The sequence below is a fragment of the Candidatus Poriferisodalis multihospitum genome, from assembly GCF_028283155.1.
GTDB classification, from domain to species: Bacteria; Actinomycetota; Acidimicrobiia; order Acidimicrobiales; family Poriferisodalaceae; genus Poriferisodalis; species Poriferisodalis multihospitum.
In genome coordinates this window covers 51,750-69,219 of sequence record NZ_JAPYOK010000113.1, presented here as the reverse complement: position 1 = coordinate 69,219, position 17,470 = coordinate 51,750, and the positions used below count along the sequence as shown (strand labels likewise).

17 protein-coding genes are annotated in these 17,470 nt (G+C 67.8%); 13 read left to right on the top strand and 4 right to left on the bottom strand.

The window, feature by feature from the left end:
* The first annotated feature begins 104 nt into the window (after positions 1-104).
* Genes VI480_RS13695 through pobA form a run of 5 tightly spaced genes read left to right on the top strand, consistent with a single transcriptional unit; the run spans position 105 to position 5,006 of the window.
* Positions 105-1,160 carry an amidohydrolase family protein gene (locus VI480_RS13695; RefSeq protein ID WP_323673420.1) on the top strand — a complete coding sequence of 352 codons (1,056 nt, stop codon included), beginning with the start codon at positions 105-107 and terminating at the stop codon, positions 1,158-1,160.
* Positions 1,160-1,843, top strand: coding sequence for a 4-carboxy-4-hydroxy-2-oxoadipate aldolase/oxaloacetate decarboxylase (locus tag VI480_RS13690; protein ID WP_323673419.1), 684 nt, complete (start codon positions 1,160-1,162; stop codon positions 1,841-1,843). The genes VI480_RS13695 and VI480_RS13690 overlap by 1 nt, the downstream gene beginning before the upstream one ends.
* 41 nt (positions 1,844-1,884) lie before the next feature.
* Positions 1,885-2,952 (top strand): 4-oxalomesaconate tautomerase, encoded by a 1,068-nt coding sequence (locus VI480_RS13685; RefSeq protein ID WP_416246701.1) that lies wholly within the window; start codon positions 1,885-1,887, stop codon positions 2,950-2,952.
* Positions 2,949-3,824 (top strand): amidohydrolase family protein, encoded by an 876-nt coding sequence (locus VI480_RS13680; protein WP_323673417.1) that lies wholly within the window; start codon positions 2,949-2,951, stop codon positions 3,822-3,824. Before VI480_RS13685 ends, VI480_RS13680 begins: the two co-directional genes overlap by 4 nt.
* A gap of 9 nt (positions 3,825-3,833) precedes the next feature.
* Positions 3,834-5,006: a 4-hydroxybenzoate 3-monooxygenase gene (pobA, locus tag VI480_RS13675; RefSeq protein ID WP_323673416.1), complete on the top strand. Its 1,173-nt coding sequence runs from the start codon at positions 3,834-3,836 to the stop codon at positions 5,004-5,006.
* Positions 5,007-5,039: 33 nt separating this feature from the next.
* Here the strand turns inward: pobA and VI480_RS13670 are convergent, their stop codons facing one another.
* Positions 5,040-5,933: a class III extradiol dioxygenase subunit beta gene (locus VI480_RS13670; protein WP_323673415.1), complete on the bottom strand. Its 894-nt coding sequence runs from the start codon at positions 5,931-5,933 to the stop codon at positions 5,040-5,042.
* A complete protein-coding gene (gene ligA / locus VI480_RS13665) occupies positions 5,930-6,349 on the bottom strand; it encodes a protocatechuate 4,5-dioxygenase subunit alpha (RefSeq protein ID WP_323673414.1) in 420 nt (139 codons plus the stop codon). Before ligA ends, VI480_RS13670 begins: the two co-directional genes overlap by 4 nt.
* A gap of 131 nt (positions 6,350-6,480) precedes the next feature.
* On the opposite strand from ligA, the gene VI480_RS13660 reads away from it, so the two are divergent.
* From VI480_RS13660 to VI480_RS13645, 4 genes are all read left to right on the top strand, one after another.
* Positions 6,481-7,425, top strand: a complete 945-nt coding sequence (locus tag VI480_RS13660) for a Gfo/Idh/MocA family oxidoreductase (RefSeq protein ID WP_323673413.1) — start codon at positions 6,481-6,483, stop codon at positions 7,423-7,425.
* A 98-nt stretch (positions 7,426-7,523) separates the two neighbouring features.
* Positions 7,524-9,011 carry a circularly permuted type 2 ATP-grasp protein gene (locus VI480_RS13655; protein WP_323673412.1) on the top strand — a complete coding sequence of 496 codons (1,488 nt, stop codon included), beginning with the start codon at positions 7,524-7,526 and terminating at the stop codon, positions 9,009-9,011.
* Complete coding sequence (locus tag VI480_RS13650; protein WP_323673411.1) at positions 9,008-10,000, top strand: alpha-E domain-containing protein; 993 nt, start codon at positions 9,008-9,010, stop codon at positions 9,998-10,000. The genes VI480_RS13655 and VI480_RS13650 overlap by 4 nt, the downstream gene beginning before the upstream one ends.
* Positions 9,997-10,977, top strand: a complete 981-nt coding sequence (locus VI480_RS13645) for a transglutaminase family protein (RefSeq protein WP_323673410.1) — start codon at positions 9,997-9,999, stop codon at positions 10,975-10,977. Before VI480_RS13650 ends, VI480_RS13645 begins: the two co-directional genes overlap by 4 nt.
* Before the next feature lie 12 nt (positions 10,978-10,989).
* On the opposite strand, the gene VI480_RS13640 is transcribed toward VI480_RS13645, so the two are convergent.
* A complete protein-coding gene (locus VI480_RS13640) occupies positions 10,990-12,525 on the bottom strand; it encodes an acyl-CoA carboxylase subunit beta (RefSeq protein WP_323673409.1) in 1,536 nt (511 codons plus the stop codon).
* A 59-nt stretch (positions 12,526-12,584) separates the two neighbouring features.
* Here VI480_RS13640 and VI480_RS13635 point away from each other — a divergent pair, with 59 nt between their 5' ends.
* Genes VI480_RS13635 through VI480_RS13625 form a run of 3 tightly spaced genes read left to right on the top strand, consistent with a single transcriptional unit; the run spans position 12,585 to position 15,172 of the window.
* Positions 12,585-13,967 (top strand): aminopeptidase P family protein, encoded by a 1,383-nt coding sequence (locus VI480_RS13635; protein WP_323673408.1) that lies wholly within the window; start codon positions 12,585-12,587, stop codon positions 13,965-13,967.
* A gap of 3 nt (positions 13,968-13,970) precedes the next feature.
* Entirely contained in the window at positions 13,971-14,732 is a 762-nt protein-coding gene (locus tag VI480_RS13630) for an FAD-dependent oxidoreductase (protein ID WP_323673407.1), read from the top strand.
* A complete protein-coding gene (locus VI480_RS13625) occupies positions 14,675-15,172 on the top strand; it encodes an FAD-dependent oxidoreductase (RefSeq protein ID WP_323673406.1) in 498 nt (165 codons plus the stop codon). The genes VI480_RS13630 and VI480_RS13625 overlap by 58 nt, the downstream gene beginning before the upstream one ends.
* A gap of 31 nt (positions 15,173-15,203) precedes the next feature.
* Here VI480_RS13625 and VI480_RS13620 read toward each other — a convergent pair whose 3' ends face one another.
* Positions 15,204-15,968 (bottom strand): CoA pyrophosphatase, encoded by a 765-nt coding sequence (locus VI480_RS13620; protein ID WP_323673405.1) that lies wholly within the window; start codon positions 15,966-15,968, stop codon positions 15,204-15,206.
* An 81-nt stretch (positions 15,969-16,049) separates the two neighbouring features.
* On the opposite strand from VI480_RS13620, the gene VI480_RS13615 reads away from it, so the two are divergent.
* The gene (locus tag VI480_RS13615; RefSeq protein ID WP_323673404.1) at positions 16,050-17,405 is read left to right on the top strand and encodes an LLM class flavin-dependent oxidoreductase; all 1,356 of its coding nucleotides are present in this window, start codon (positions 16,050-16,052) and stop codon (positions 17,403-17,405) included.
* Positions 17,406-17,470: the final 65 nt, after the last annotated feature.

Here is a 17,470-nt window from a genome sequence, read left to right as displayed (position 1 = left end):
TGTCGCGACCTAGCGAATATGGTCGCCTCCGGAATCCAACAGGGCAAGCGCCGCGAGTGTGCCGGCGTGACCAATGCGGGAAATCTCAGCGGGAGGAGGCTGCAGTGATCATCGACTGCCACGGCCACTACACCACCGCCCCGCCGCAGTTGGGCGAGTACCGCGACGCGCAGCGGGCTGCGCTCCAGTCAGATCCGGAACATGTCGGCGCCAAAGGCGTGCTCGACATCAGCGATGACGAGATCTGCGACAGCATCGAGCACAACCAGCTTCGCCTGCAGCGTGAGCGCGGCTCGGACCTGACGATCTTCTCGCCGCGGGCGTCGTGGATGGGCCATCACGAGGGCAACGAGCACACGTCCCGGTTCTGGTCAGAGCACTGCAACGACCTCATCCGCCGGGTCTGCAACCTCTTTCCCGAGAACTTCGTGCCGGTCTGCCAGCTCCCCCAATCGCCCGGTGCGGCGATCGACAGCTCGGTGCGGGAGCTGCGCCGCTGCGTCACCGAGATGGGCTTCATCGGCTGCAACGTCAGCCCCGATCCCTCCGGCGGCTTCTGGACCGGCCCGCCGCTGAGCGACCGCTACTGGTGGCCGCTGTGGGATGCGATGTCCGAGCTGGACGTGCCCGGCATGATCCACGTCAGCGGCACCTGCAACCCGAACTTCCACGCGACCAGCTCGCACTACCTGGGGGCTGACACCACGGCGTTCGTCCAGATGATGATGAGCGACCTGTTCGCCGACCATCCCGGGCTGCGATTCGTCATTCCGCACGGCGGGGGAGCGGTGCCGTATCACTGGGGCCGGTTCCGGGGCATGGCCCAGGACATGGGCCTGCGGCCGCTCGACGAGTCGCTGCTCGGCAACGTGTATTTCGACACCTGCGTGTACCACCAGCCCGGCATCGACACGCTGGTCGAGGTGATCCCGCCGCAGAACATCCTGTTCGCATCCGAGATGGTCGGCGCGGTGCGGGGCATCGACCCCACCACGGGCTTCAACTACGACGACACCAAGCGCTACATCGACGCCGCAGACCTCAGCGACGATGCCCGCCGCATGATCTTCAGCGAAAATGCGTTGCGGGTCTACCCGCGGCTGGCTGGAGTCCTGGAAGCCCAGAAGAGTGCCGCAGCGGCGAGAGACCGGGAGGGATGATGGCGGCTCAGCACATCGTGAAGCGCACTATCGAGCGGACCGACAGCGAGGTCATCGCGGGTCTCGGCGATGCCGGCACCGCCACTGTGCACGAGGCAATCGGCCGCCGCGGCTATCTCGGCCCCGATCTGCGACCCATCCAGCAGGGCACCAAGGTCGGCGGGTCCGCGGTCACCGTGCTCTCGCATCCCGGCGACAACATCATGATTCACGCCGCTGTGGAGATCTGCCAGCCGGGGGACCTGCTGGTCGTCACCAACACGGCACCGTCCACGCACGGCATGTTCGGCGACCTGCTGGCGTCGTCGTTGATGGCTCGCGGCGTCGTGGGCCTCGTGATGGACGCCGGAGTCCGCGACACCCTGGACCTGCGCGCCATGGGCTTCGCGGTGTGGAGCCGGCACGTGTCATGCGAGGGCACGGTCAAGAACACCCCAGGCTCGGTGAACGTTCCCATCAGCATCAACGGCGTCATCATCGAACCGGGCGATGTCATCTGCGCCGACGACGACGGCGTGGTGGCGGTGCCCCGCAGCGAAGCCGACTGGGCGCTCGAGCAATCCAACGCCCGGCTGGAAAACGAAACGGTGAGCCGTGCCCGCTTGCAAGCAGGCGAACTGGGGCTCGACATGTACGGGCTGCGCCAGAAGCTGATCGACCTCGGCGTGGAGTGGATCGAGTGAGTGCAGGCCCTCATGACCCGGCAGCCTCGGGCGTTCGCTGCATGGTCATGCGGGGCGGCACCTCCAAGGGCACCTACTTCGTCGCCGGCGAGCTTCCCGACGACCCCGACGAGCGTGATTCGCTGCTGGCGCGAGTGATGGGCTCGCCCGACCCGCGCCAGATCGACGGCATCGGCGGCGCGCATCCGTTGACGTCCAAGGTGGCGCTGGTGTCGCCATCGTCTGACCCCGACGTTGACGTGGACTACCTGTTCCTGCAGGTCGGCGTCGACGATGGCTCGGTCAGCGACCGGCAGAACTGCGGCAACCTGCTGGCTGGTGTGGGGCAGTTCGCAGTGGAGCGCGGACTCGTCGCCGTCAGCGGCGCCGGGGCTGAGGTACGGATTCGCATGGCGAACAGCGACTCGGTCGCGACGGCGTCTTTCCCGCTTGACGTGGGACTTCCGGTCTATGACGGCGACACCGCGATCTCCGGCGTGCCGAGCACGGCGGCCGAGGTACGTCTCGACTTCGAGGCCACCGCGGGTTCGACGTGTGGGGCGCTGCTGCCTACCGGTGCCGTCGCCGATGCGATCGACGGCATCGAAGCAACCTGCATCGACAACGGCATGCCTACGGTTGTGCTCCGGGCGGCTGCTCTGGGCATCGCCGGCGCCGAATCGCCAGCCGCACTTGAGGCCAACGAGCTGTTCCGGCGACGCTTGGAGAACATCCGCCTACGGGCTGGCGAGCTGATGAAACTGGGCGACGTCAGCACCACGACCGTGCCGAAGATGACGCTGGTGTCCGCGCCTCGGGCGGGCGGCCACATCTGCACCCGCACGTTCATCCCGCACCGCTGTCATGAGGCCATCGGTGTGCTGGGCGCGGTCAGCGTGGCCACTGCCCTGCGCCTGCCGGGCGGCGTCGGCGCAGAGCTCCTGGAGCCCGGTGACGACCCCGATCTTGTCGAGATCGAGCACCCCACCGGTACGTTCATCGCCCGCGTCGAGCTCGCAGACGGCCCCACAGGCCCCGTCGTCGGCCGTTCAGGCATCGTCCGCACAGCCCGCAAGCTGTTCGACGGCATCGTCTTTCCCAGGAGCGCCTCATCGGGCGATAGCGAATGAAGGCACGCACGATCCTGCCGCCGCACCCCGAGCCGCACGCTCCCACGGCGTTCACACCGCCTCCGGGCGCCACCGATGCCCATTGCCACATCTTCGGCCCGGCGCACCGGTTCCCATTCGCCCCCGAAGCCACCTACACACCGCCCGATTCCGGCATCGACGACTTCGAGGTGCTGCAGCAGCGCCTCGGGCTGTCGCGGGCCGTTTTCGTGCAGGCAAGCTGCCATGGCACCGACAACGCCGCCATGGTGGACGCGCTCGTGCGAGGCAAGGGCCGCTATGCCGGCGTGGCGATGATCGACGAGTCGTTCGGCGAGGCCGACATCGGCGCGCTGCACGATGCCGGGGTCCGCGGCACCCGCTTCAACTTCGTCGCTCACCTCGGCGGCGCGCCCGAGCTCGACGTGTTCTGGCGCCTCGTCGACCGGGTGCAGCCGTTCGGCTGGCACATCGTGCTGCATTTCGATGCGAAGGATCTGCCGCGCTACGCCGAGTTGCTCGACCGGATGCCCTGCCCGTACGTGATCGACCACATGGCCCGGGTCGACGCTGCCGCCGGGCTCGGCCAAGAGCCATTTGAGGCGCTGCTCGACCTGATGAGGGACGAGCGCGCATGGGTGAAGGTGTCGGGCGCCGAGCGGCTCACCGCCGGCGGAACTCTGCCGTATGACGACGTCGTGCCCTACGCCCAAGCGCTCATCGCAGCTGCACCAGACCGGATCCTGTGGGGCACCGACTGGCCCCATCCCAACGTGCGCCACATGCCCGACGACGGCGATCTCGTCGACACCCTGGCGGCGTTCGCCCCCGACGAGTCGACCCGCAACCTCATCCTGGTCACCAATCCAGAGACGCTCTACGACTTCGGCTAGGGACGGCGGATGAAGACGCAGGTGGTCATCGTGGGTGCCGGACCGGCGGGAACGCTGCTGTCGCACCTGCTGGGCCGAGCAGGCGTCTCCCATGTCGTGCTGGAGCAGCAGTCACGGGCCTACGTGCTGGCACGCATTCGCGCTGGCGTCCTGGAATGGGGCTCGGTGGAGATCCTGCGGGATGCGGGGCTGGCCGAGCGCATGGACCGCGAGGGCCAGGTCCACGACACGATCAACATCGCGTGGCGTGGCTCGGAAATGCTGTCGATCGACTCCCATGAGCTGCTCGGGCGCCGGATGATGGCCTACGGCCAGACCAACATCCAAGAGGATCTCTACGAGGCAGTAGATGCAGCGGGCAACACGATCATCTTCGAGGCCCACGACGTACAGATCAGCGACCCCGCCCGCCGGCCGTCGGTGACCTTCGTGGCCAACGGTGTCAGCGAGCGCATCGACTGCGACTTCGTGGCTGGCTGCGACGGCTCTCATGGCGTGAGCCGCACCGCCATCCCGGCCAGCGTCCGCACCGAGTTCGAGAAGGACTATCCCTTCGGCTGGCTCGGCATCCTCTCGGAAACCCCGCCGCTGCCGCACTTGCTGTATGCCAACCATCAGCGGGGTTTCGCGCTGTGCAGCATGCGCAACCCGATGCTGAGCCGGTACTACGTGCAGTGCCCGCTGACTGACACCATCGACGACTGGCCCGACGACCGCTTCTGGACTGAGCTGCTGACTCGCATCCCTGCCGACAAGGCGGCGCTCATCGAGACCGGACCGTCGATCGAGAAGTCGATCGCTCCACTGCGCAGCTTCGCCTCCGAGCCCATGCGCTACGGCAGCCTCTTCCTGGCCGGCGACGCAGCGCACATCGTGCCGCCAACCGGTGCCAAGGGCCTGAATCTGGCGATCTCCGACGTGCATTACCTGGCGCGGGCCTTCGTCGATCACTACCAGCGTGGCGACGACGGCTACCTCGACAGCTATTCAGAGATGGCGTCGCGGCGGGTGTGGGGCGCCATGCGGTTCTCGTGGTCGCTCACGATGCTGCTGCACCGGTTCCCCGACATGAGCGACTTCGACCAGCGCGCGCAGGAGCAGGAGCTGTACCACCTGTCCACGTCGCAGTCGGCCCAGATCGCCTTCGCCGAGCAGTACGTCGGTCTGCCGCTCGAGGTCTAGCGCTGCCGTGCTTCCCGCTCTTGTTCGCTTCGCTCACGGGCCGCTCGGGCCACGGCTTCGCCTAGCGGCTCGGCCTCTGGCGTTCTGCAGGATCAGCAGGCCGTTGCCGGTGTTGGAGGTGGGCACGTGATGCATGCGGAACACCTCGTCGACTTCATCGTCGAGCACGCCCCGCATCACGAACCACATCACCAGCTCGATGCCCTCGGAGCCCGCCTCGCGGATGTATGCAGTGTGGGGGCGCAGGCAGCCGGTGTCGGGCTCGGCGACCAGTTCGTCCATGAACGCCAGATCGAACTCTGCATTGACTAAGCCGGCCCGCTCCCCTTGGAGCTGGTGCGACATGCCGCCGGTGCCGAAGACGGCAACCTTGAGCGAGTCGGCATCGGAACCGGCGTAGCTGTCGAGCGCTCGCCGGATCGCCCGCCCGAGACTGAGGCATCGCTTGCCTGACGGCGGCGGGTACTGGATGACGTTGACGCAGATCGGGATGACCCGGCACGGCCAAGCGTCGGGCTCGCCGAACATGACCGACAGCGGCACCGTGAGGCCGTGGTCGACGTCCATCTCGTTGGCGATGGTGATGTCGAACTCGTCGCCGATGAGCGACTCCGCAATGTGCCAGGCCAGCTCGGGATGTCCCTGCACCGTCGGGACCTGCCGGGGTCCGTAGCCCTCATCCGCTGGTTGGAACTCGGCCGCTACGCCGAGAGCGAAGGTCGGGATGAGCTGCAGCGAGAACGCCGACGCGTGATCGTTGTAGACGACGATGCAGACATCAGGCTGCTGTGCGGCCATCCACTCGCGGGCCGGCTGAATCTTCTCGAAGTAGGGGCGCCAGTAAGGCTCGTCCTGCTTGCCGTGGTCGATGGCAGCCCCGACCGCGGGGACGTGTGAAGTGCCGATGCCGCCGACGACTGTGGTCATGGCGTGCCCCCTGCAGAGCCGCTTGTCGCTGCGGACTCGCCGACGCGACGGTTGCCCTCGATTGACCGGCCGCCGTCGATCATCATCTGCGTAAATTCCTGACCGCTGACACCCGACATCGCGCCGCCGACGTCTTGCATCGACAGCCCGTCCAAGATCGCCAGCTTGAACGTGTAGTAGATGTTCCCGCCCTGCTGGAGCATCCCCAGCCAGTCCCGCTCCAAGACCGCCTGGCGCTGCTCAGGCGAAAGATCGAACCCGTCGACGTAGGCGGCCTCGTCTGCCCGGAATCGCTCCCGGTTGGCCTCGGCGTTCAGGCTCATACAGAACATGTTCAGGTGGTAGCCCTGCTGCGACCGCCGGCCGTCGAAGACGTACGTCCCAGGAATGTCGTCGTAGTCGCGTGTCGTCGCCATGGCGCCCCCTCGGCCAACCGAGGCTATTGACTTCAGATTCTGCCCGGTAGGTCTGTTTGCGCCGAGCGATCAAATCGGAATCGTCACAAGGTCCGCCTAGGGTCGGGGCCGCCAGCGGACAGGGGAGTGCGGTGAAGATCATCCTTGCCGGAGAGGGCGCTATTGGGCGCAAGCACATCGCTGCGCTGCAGCGGATTGACGATGTCGAGGTGGTCGCCATAGTGGGCGGCCTCGCCGACGACACTGAGGCGTTCGCAGACGAGTTCGGCATCGAGCGGTGGACGACCGACCTGGCCGAAGCGTTGGCGCTCGACGCCGATGCGGCGATCCTCGCAACCCCGACACAGATGCACGCAGCCCAAGCCATCCAGACCATGCGGGCGGGCAAGCACGTGCTGGTCGAGATCCCGATGGCCGACAATCTCGCCGACAGCTCCGAGCTGGTGCGGACCCAGCAGGAGACCGGCGTCACCGCAATGGTCTGCCACACCCGGCGTTTCAACCCGAGCCATCAGTGGGTGCAAGACCGAATCCGCCGTGGCGAGCTGACGCTGCAACACCTCGTCGTCGAGACCTATTTCTTCCGGCGAGAGAACCGCAACGCCATGGGCAAGCCCCGCACCTGGACCGACCACCTGCTGTGGCACCACTCGTGCCACACGGTGGATCTCTTCGGCTACCAGACGGGCGAACTGATCACCTCGGGCTGGGCACAGCAGGGGCCGACGCACCCCGAGCTGGGCATCGCCATGGACATGACGATCGGCATGAGCGTGCCGTCGGGGGCGCTGTGCACGCTGTCGCTCTCGTTCAACAACAACGGGCCGCTCGGCACGTTCTTCCGCTACATCTGCGACAACGGCACCTACATCGCCCGCTACGACGATCTGGTAGACGGCTACGACAACCCGGTCGACCTGTCGGGGGTGGCGATCTCCAGCGACGGCATCGAGCTGCAGGACCGCGAGTTCATCTCGGCGATCACCGAGGGGCGTGAGCCCAATGCGTCAGTCGCCCAGTGCCTTGGCGCGATGGAGACCATCGACATGCTGGAGAAAACCATCGCCGAGCACTGATCGCGCTCGCCGGACTCAACGCCGGCAAGAACCGATCTCAAGCGGGTCACGAGCGTTGGTGACACGTGCGCACACCTTGACGCGCTATCAAATGGGCCATGGCGGAACTGCGGAAGCCTGACGCCGAGTTCCCTGCCTATGACGAGGCGTTCGACCGCGACGGCTCCATTCGGCCCGTCTACGCGGCCATCGTCGAGCGATTTTCCAACTTCGACACGGCCGAGCTGCGGCGCCGCGAGGGCATCATCGAAGAGGAATTCCGCCGTCAGGGCATCACCTTCACCGTGTACGGCGACTCGCAGGGCACCGAGCGGACCTGGCCGATGGACTTGTTCCCCCGGCTCATCGCCGCAGCAGAGTGGCGCGAGATCGAGCGGGGCCTCTCACAGCGCGTCACCGCGCTGAACAGGTTCCTGGCCGACATCTACACCGGCGAGGGCGCGGCCATGGCCGACGGCGTCGTGCCTGCGTGGCTGGTGCAGTCGTCGGACGGATTCGAGCGCAACGCGTTCGGTGTCAGCGTGCCGCACGACGCGCACTGCGTCATCGCTGGCATCGACCTGGTGCGCGATGCCGAGGGCCAGTACCGGGTGCTCGAGGACAATCTGCGCAACCCGAGCGGGATCAGCTATGTCATCGAGAACCGCGCGGCGATGACCAAGGCGTTCCCCCGCGTGTGGGAAGACCACACCGTCGAGCCGGTGAGCCAGTACGGCCGGATGCTGCGCACGGCGCTCGAGTCGGTGGCGCCCACCGGGTCGGGCGACAAACCGCTCATCGTGATCCTGACGCCGGGCATCTACAACTCGGCGTACTTCGAGCATGCGTTCCTCGCCCGGGAGATGGGCGTGGAGCTGGTAGAGGGCCCCGACCTCGTCGTGGACGAGCATGTTGTGTACCTGCGCACCATCGAAGGGCTGGTGCCGGTCGACGTGATCTACCGCCGCATCGACGACTCCTTCTTGGACCCGGTCTCGTTCCGGCCCGACTCGACGCTCGGCGTGCCGGGGCTGCTGGGCGCCATGCGTGCGGGCACGGTGACGGTGTGCAACTCGATCGGCAACGGCGTGGCCGACGACAAGGCCATCCATCCCTATGTCACCGACCTGATTCGCTACTACCTGGGCGAGCAGCCGATCCTGCCCAACGTCGAGACCTACGTGATGTGGGAGCCCGACCAGCGGGAGGCGGCGTTCGACCGGCTCGACGAGCTGGTCATCAAACCGGTCGGGGAGTCGGGGGGATACGGCATCGTCATCGGCCGCGACGCTTCCGATGAGGAGTTGGCGGATGCCCGGGCCGAGATCGAGCGGGACCCGCGCAACTGGGTGGTGCAGGAAGTAGTGGAGCTGTCGACGTTGGCCTCCCTGTGCGACGACGTGCTCGAGCCGCGCCACCTCGACCTGCGGCCGTTCGTGATCACCGGCGAGCGGACGCAGGTGTTCCCCGGCGGCCTGACGCGCGTGGCCATGCGCAAGGGCTCGCTGATCGTGAACTCGTCCCAGGGCGGCGGTTCGAAGGACACCTGGGTGCTGGCCGACGGTGCCCACTCGAACGGCGCCGCAGCACAGGACTCCGCCCGATGATCCTGGCCCGCCACGCCGATTCCCTGCTGTGGGCCGGTCGTTACCTGGAGAGGGCCGACACCATCGCCCGCTGCGTGTCTGTGGAGACCAACGCGGTCATGCACCGCCAGGCCACTGAGGCCCGGTTGGCCTCGCGCAGGCTGGTGCAGGCCTTGGGGCTGCAGGACGAGTTCGTCGCCGCGCAGGTTGGCACCGGCCCGTATGCCGTCATGGATTTCCTGGTCTCGGACGACTCGCATCCCGGCTCGGTGGTGTCGGCGGTGCAAGCCGTACGCGAGAACCTGCGCATCGTGCGCGATCGCATCCCGGTGGAGCTGTGGGAAGAGGCCAACAGCCTCCACATCCTGATGCAGAGCGCCAAGTCTGTCGGTGCCGCCGCGCGGGAGCAAACCGGCGGCGAGGTGTCGCGCATGTCGGTGATCACTGCCCGGCGTGGGTGCCGCTCGCTCAGCGGCGTGATGACCGAGTCGATGAGCCGCGACGAGGGCTACGCGTTCATGGAAGCGGGCCGGCTGCTCGAGCGGTCGATCCTGACCGTGGAGTTGCTGAAGTCGGGCCTCGGGACCGGCAGTGACGTCTTCGACGGCAACCGGCTGCTGGCGTTCACACACTCTCTGCAGGCCGCCCGGCGCGAGCTGGGGCACTCGCCGCAGTGGCCTGCAGTTGCCAAGTTCCTCCTGCAGCACGAGCAGATGCCCCGCTCGGTGCTGTGGTGTCTCGGACGGGTGGAGCTGCGCTTGGAGGATCTGGCCGCGGCAGCGGGCGCCGTCGCCACCCCCCGCCGTCGCGCCGGAGCACTGCGTGCGCACCTGGAGTACGGCGAGCTCGACGAGCTGCTGGTCGAACCCGAGGCTGAGCTGGCGTACCTGGGCTCGGCGCTGGCCGAGCTTGCCGCCGATGTGCACGCCAGCACGGTGGCGAGATCGAGCTTCGCCGAAGTGCATGCGCAGTTCGTGCGCCCCGGCGACGGGACGGGCAGGCTGCGATGAGGCTCGACATCGCCTACCGGCTGCACTTCACCTACGCAGAGCCCGTTTCGGAATCGCAGAACGAGATCCGGGTACGGCCCCGCGACGACCTGCGTCAGCAGGTGCTGTCGTACCGGTTGACGACCACACCGGCGACCCGGGTGTTGCAGACGCGCGACTACTTCGGCACCACCGTCGATCACCTGGGCATGCGCGCACCGCACGACGATCTGCTGGTGGTGGCCGAGGCATCGGTGGAGACCACGCCCGCCGACGGCGCCCCGGCGCCGGTGAGCTGCGAGCGGCTGAGTGACCAGCAGTTCGTCAACTCCCACATCGAGTACCTCGCGCCATCCCAGCATGTGCAGTGGGGCGAACTGGTCAACGAGGTGGCCTCGTGGGCCGTCCGCAGTGCGGCTGATGACGTGTGTGAGCGCGTGCTCGCAGTCGCCCAGGCCGTCCCCACGGTGCTCACCTATGAGCGAGGTTCGACCGCTATCGGCGTGACGCTGGAGGAGTTGATCGACGGCGGGCGGGGGGTTTGCCAGGACTTCGCACACCTTGCGGTGGGAATGCTGCGGTGCACCGGCATCCCGGCGCGATACGTCTCGGGGTATCTGTTTGCGCTCGATGAGACGCGTCCCGACCATGACGCTGATGGCGATTCCGATTCGACGGCCATCTCGGTGCAGACCCACGCATGGATCGAAGCCGCGGTGCCCGGTTACGGGTGGCATGCGCTCGACCCAACTAACGGCGGGCCGGTTGGCGAACGCCACGTCGTGATCGGTTACGGCCGTGACTACAACGACATTCCGCCAGTGCGCGGGGTGTTCAACGGAGCGGCCGACGCCAAGGTTGACGCGGAGGTGATCATCGCCCAGCCGACGGCGCCGGTCTCGATGGTGACCGAACCGATCCGCCGGCAGGCTCGTGTTGCGGTGAGCCCGCCGGCAGACGCGGCGGCCCAGCAGCAGGCCGCACAGCAGCAGCAGTAGCGGCCGGGGCGGCTACCAGGGGTCGATGGGGTGCTTGCGCCCCTCGCGCGGAGCCGGCGGCGGGAACGTCGCGAGCAGGCGGGCGATCAGATCCCGTGTTTCGGCCGGGTCGATGATGTCGTCCAGCAGGAACGAACGGGCGAACTCCAGGCCGGTATTGCGCTCTTTCCACTCGGCGACGCGCCGATCGCGGATCTCGCGCTGGGTCGCGTCGTCGGGCGCAGCCTCGAGCTCGTCGCGGTACACGATGTTCACCGCGCCCTCGAGGCCCATGCCGCCGAACTCCGCGGTCGGCCAGCCGACGTACAGGTCGGGGTCGAGAGCGTCGGAGCCCATGGCGTAGTAGCCGAGGCCGTACGCCTTGCGCAGGATCACGCCCAGGATCGGCACGTCGGCAGCGCTGATCGCCACCAGGGTGCGGGCGCTGTGACGCACGATCGCAGACTTCTCCGCAGCCGTGCCGATCATGAAGCCGGGGGTGTCGCACAGGAACAGCAGCGGCAGGTCGTACGCATTGCACAGCTCGACGAAGCGCGAGAACTTGGCCGAGCCTTCCGAGTCGATGGCACCGGCACCGAACATCGGGTTGTTCGCCAGCACGCCGATGCGGTGCCCCTCGATGCGGCACAGCGATGTCGACAGGCATCGCCCGAAGAGCGGGCGAAGCTCCATCACCGAGTCTTCGTCGGCCAGGATCTCCACGATCTTGCGCACGTCATAGGCGCGCCGGGGGTTCTCGGGCACCATCGTGCGCAACGGGGTCTGGTCGTGGGCGACCGGCGGCGGGGGAGCTGCCACGTCGGTGAAGTACGACAGGTACCTGCGAGCTGTCTGCAGGGCCGCTGTCTCGTCGTCGACCACCAGATCGACAGCACCGGTCCGTTCATGCAGCGACATGGGGCCGAGTTCTTCGGGGGTCAGATCCTCGCCGGTCGCCGACCTCACCAGCGGCGGCCCCGACAGTCCCATCGTCGAGTCCCTGGTTGCAATCACCACGTCGGAGGTGCCGGCGATGTTGGCTTGGCCGGCAAAGCTCGGCCCCGACAGGATCGTGACGATCGGCACCAGGCCCGAGAGCCGTGCGAGCTGGATGAAGGTAGTCGCCGTGCCGCTTTCGTAGAACAGCTCGGTGGCACGTGCCCCCGCGCCCTCTGACCAGAAGATGACCGGCCAGCGGTTTCGCTCGGCAACCTCCATCAACCGGTCCACCTTGCGATGGTTGGTCGGGCTCTGGCTGCCGCCCATCACGGTGTAGTCGTAGGTGAAGGCACACACCGACACGCCGTCCACCTGCCCGACGCCCATGACGAGGCCGTCAGCCGGCCCGTCGCCCAGCGAGCGGATCTGGGGCTGTGCGAGTTGGCCGTACTCGACGAACGTGTCCGGGTCGAACAGCGCGGCGATCCGTTCCCGGGCGGTCCACCGGCCACGCGCGTGCTGGCGAGCCACGGCCTCGGGCCGGGCCTCGTCCAGCGTCGCCTCCCTCGCAGCCATGGCCTTGGCCAGCAGCGGTGGCATCTCTGGTTCAGGGGCAGCTTCGTCACTCACGCGCCAAGAACTTAGGGATCGCGCGGGCGGGCCGCAGCGGCGGCGTTAGGGTGCGCGGCGTGAAGCCGACTGACGAGGCGTTGGCCGAGCGGCGGGCGCGGGTCGCAAAGCGCTGGGAGCTGACCGACGAGGTAGTGGTTCTGCGGGCGGGCGAGCCGTCGGGCTGGTCGGGAACTGACCAGCATTTTGCCTTCCTGCCCCACCCAGATGTGGCGTACCTGGCCGCCGTGGGCTCGCCGGGAACGACGCTCGCTTACGACGCCGCGGCGGGCGAATGGGAGCTGTTCGGGCCGCGCTTCACCCCAGAGCGGCTCGTGTGGGAGCAACCGCCGACGCCCGTCGGGCGGCCCCTCGACGAGCTGGAGGAGTGGCTGGCGCAACGCAGCGACCGCACGCTGATCGAGCTGGGAGCCGGCGCGATGATGCCCGACGTGCTGCCCGCGCCAGCAGAAACGAACGATGAATCAGGGTCTGATGGCACCGCAGCGGAAGCCGGCGAGCTCGCACCCGGGGCGGCCGTGCTTCGGCTGAGCGCTGCCGTCGCGCTCGAGCGCATGACCAAGGACGAGGCCGAGCTGGACGACATCCGGCGCGCCGCCACAGCCAGCACCGCCGGATTCGAGTGGGTCTATGCCAACGCGGCACCGGGCATGACGGAACGTGACATCCAGGTCGGCATGGAGGCGCAGTTCTACGCCGCAGGAGCACCCCGGGTGGCCTATGACAGCATCGTGGCATCGGGGTCGCACGGTGCCTACCTGCACTACGTGTATGCGGGCGACGACCCGCTGCGGCCCGCGACCCGGACGATCGAGGCCGGCGACCTGCTGCTCATCGACGCCGGCGCGCAGTTCGGCGGCTACGCCAGCGATGTCACCCGCACGATGGTCGTCGGCGCCGACCCCACCGACGAGCAGCAATTCCTCTGGGACTTGGTGCTCAGCGCGCAGCAGCAGACCATCGACATGTGCCGCCCCGGCGCCGTCTGGAAAGAGGTGCACCTGGCCGCTGCACGCATCTTGGGCGCAGGTCTGGTCGAGATGGGGCTGCTGCGCGGCGATCCGACTGAGTTGGTGACCGAGGGCGCCGTTGCGCTGTTCTTCCCCCACGGGCTCGGCCACCTGCTGGGGCTGTCGGTGCACGACATCACCAGCGTCCCCTACAGCCGCGAGCCGAGCGACGATCCGGTGCTAGCGAAGCTGGGGCCCAATCGAGTCCTCGAGCGCGGCATGGTCACCACGGTCGAGCCGGGCATCTACTTCATCGACGCGCTGCTGGGCGATCCAGCCCGGCGGGAGAAGTTCGCCGAAAGCGTCGTGTGGGAGCGGGCGGATGAGCTGCGGGGGTTCGGCGGCATCCGCATCGAGGACGATGTGCTGGTGACCGACGGCGACCCCGAAGTGCTCACCGCCGCCATCGCCAAGCCGCTCCGCATCGGCTAGGGCATGAGCTACGACGCCGTCGTCATCGGGGCAGGTGTCATCGGAACGGCGGTCACCTATGAGCTGGCCCAGCGCGGCTGGCGGGTGGTGGGCGTCGATCGCAACCCGGGCGCCGGCCAGGGTTCCACCAGCTCGTCGTCGGCCATCGTGCGGTTCACCTACTCCACCCGTGCGGGCGTTGCGATGTCCTACGAGGGTCTGCAGTACTGGCTGAACTGGCCTGCCCACATCGGCGATTGCGACGAGGCCGGCTTCACCACGTTCACGAAGTGCGGGATGCTGACGCTGATCAGCGGCGACGGCCCCCACCTGCTGCCCGTGCCGCACTTTGAGGCACTCGGCGTGCCCTATGAGGTCTGGGATCGTGACGAGGCGGTCGCCCGACTTGGGCACCTCGACCTGTCACGCTTCGGTCCGCCCAGGCAGATTGGCGACCCGGAGTTCTGGGCCGAGCCCACCTCGCAGCTGGAAGGCGCACTGTGGACGCCAGAAGCCGGCTATATCGGCGACCCGCAGCTCGCTGCCCACAATCTCCGGCTGGCGGCAGAGGCCGCCGGGGCCGAGTTCCGCTTCGGTGAGACCGTCACTGGGGTCGCAGGCTCCGGCCGTGCCGAGGGCGTCGTGCTGGCCGGCGGAGCGGTGCTGTCAGCGCCGGTCGTGGTGAATGTGGTCCGGCAGGCATCGACTTCGAGCGCGTGGGTGCGGCGATGGCCGATGACGACTGCGGCTGCTACGTGCGACCCGAAGTGGGCAACAACATCCTGATCGGTTCGCTCGAGCTGGACATGGACGACTTGGAATGGCTCAGCACCGACGAGATCGACGACTGCTCGCAGGATCTCACCCGCGAGCAGTGGGAGACCCACGTGCTGCGGTTCGCCCGGCGCATGCCCGAATTGGGCCTGCCCCACCAGCCGAGAGGCATTGTCGGTGTGTATGACGTCACCGACGACTGGATCCCGATCTACGACCGCACGTCGCTCGACGGCTTCTATGTGGCCATCGGCACCAGCGGCAACCAGTTCAAGAACGCCGCAGTCGCCGGCCACTGCATGGCTGAATTGATCGGTGCGATCGAAGCCGGCCACGACCACGATGCCAACCCCCTCGTGGTGACGGGCAAGCACACCGGCTTCGACATAGACATGGGCACGTTCTCGCGCAAGCGCGACCTGCACGGCTCGTCGATGTCCGTGCTCGGCTAACGCCAGGCGCTGTGTTTGATGGTTCGCATGGTCAAGACCATGCGAACACGGGCTGCTCCAGTTCGTCGACGCGGGTGGTGAGGCCGTCGTAGGCGACGGCCCGGAATTGGTAGAGCACGGCGCCGGTGGGCGCGTGAATGAGGTCGCCGCCGATGGGGACCTGCACGACGGGGCGGTCGCTCTCGGGGATGCTCACAAACCGTGGCGAGTCGGGCCGGACCAGCTCGCGCAGCGCGACGCGGTGCACCGAAGCGACCTCGGCGGGATTGGCGACCGGTTCCCGATCATCGGAAAGCCAGAACACGAACGGGCTGATGACATAGCCCGAGCGGGTCGGGTAGTCGTCGAGCTGGCCGAGCAGGTCGTGACTGGTCAGCTCCAGCCCGACCTCTTCCGAGCACTCCCGGATGGCCGCTTCCAAAGCTGTCTCGCCTGCATCCATCCGACCGCCTGGCAGCGCCCACTGCCCGCGATGACCGCGCAGGTGCGAGCCTCGCCGGGTCAACAGCACCGAAGCGCCGCCCGCAGTCCCTTCGACGTCGCCGGTCAGCATCGGGTCGTCCACCGCTCCGGGAACCTCGGCCAGCATCTGGCGGCGCTCCTCGGCATTGAGACCGCTGAACTCGGGATCCGCTCCGTGCAGCTCAGCGTCGCTGTCCAGCACGATCACTGCTACCGCAGCGTGCTTGCGTCCCTGCGCCGGATGCCGGCGAACCTCATGGCGCGCCAGATTCGCTGCAAGCCGTTCCCGAAGGGCCTCGTCGTGGGCAACATCGGCTCGCGGAGACGTCGGCATGGGCGTCGAGTCTGACACTTTGCTGTCCCGGCCCGCCGGTGAGCCGTCGTGCGGCGCGATGGCTCTCTACCATCGCTGGGCGTGAGCGCTCAGCGTCAGATCGTGCTGGTGGGATTCCTGCAGGCCCAGAACTGCACCACCATTCCCGCCGCGTGGCGGCATCCCGACGCCCGCCACGACGTCACCACCTTCGACTACTACCGCCACATCGGCCAGGTGCTGGAGGCCGGGCGCTTCGACTTGGGCTTCTTCGACGACCGCTTGGCGATGCCCGACATGTACGGCGGCGACCACCGGCACACGGTGGAAGCGGGCATCCGCTGCGTGAAGCTCGACCCGGTCGCGGTGCTCACGGCGATGGGCATGACGACCAGCCGGCTCGGCCTGGGCGCCACCTACTCCACCACCTACTACGAGCCGTTCCATGTGGCCCGGGTGTTCGCCACGCTCGACCACCTGACGGGCGGGCGAGCGGCATGGAACGTCGTCACCTCGGTCAACGACAACGAGGCCCGCAACATGGGCCTGGCCCGGGCACCCGCCCACGACGTGCGCTACGACCGGGCGGACGAGTTCATGGAGGTGGTGCACGGCCACTGGGACACCTGGGAGGCCGATGCCATTGCCGCCGACCGGGCCGCAGGCCTGTATGCGCACGGTGACCGGGTGCGCCGGCTCGATCACCAAGGGCAGTGGTTCTCGTCGCGTGGGCCGTTCACGGTGCCACGCACGCCCCAAGGCCATCCGGTCGTGATCCAAGCCGGCCAGAGTGGGCGCGGCACCACGTTCGCCGCCCGCTGGGGCGAGCTGCTGTTCGTGAGCCAAGTCCGGCTTGACAGCGCGGTCGAGCACTACGCCGCCGTGAAGTCCCAGATCGAGGCACTCGGCCGCGACCCCGACGAAGTGAAGATCACCAACCTGACGTTCCCGGTCGTGGGCCGCACCATGGCCGAGGCCGAGGACCGCCGGGCCGCCTACGACGAGCTGCCGACGCTGGTCGACGATCTGTCGCTGCTGTCAGAGGGGCTGAACTTCGACTTCGCCAGCCGAGACCTCGACGAGCCGCTGTCCGACGACGACCTCGATGCCATGACCGGCATCCAGGGCATCCGCAACCAAGTGCTGCAGATCACCGGACGGGCCAACCCCACTGTGCGCGACTTCGTGCAGGTGTCAGGCCGGGGCCGGCTGGCTCACCCGACCGTGGGTGGACCGGTCGAGATGGCCGACTACTTCGAAGAGTGGTTCACCGAGCGCGCTGTCGACGGATTCGTGATTGCGGGCACGCACATGCCGGGGGCATTCGAGGACTTCGTCGAGCTCGTCGTGCCCGAACTGCAACGCCGCGGCCTGTTCCGCACCGGGTACTCGGGCAACACGCTGCGCGACCACCTCGGCCTGCGCGTGCCCGAGCCCGGTTCTTGGCGTCTGGCCTAGCTGGCCGCCTGCACTGCAGCGTCAAGACTTCCAGGGACAGTGTCAGGCGAGCCGCGGTGACTGCC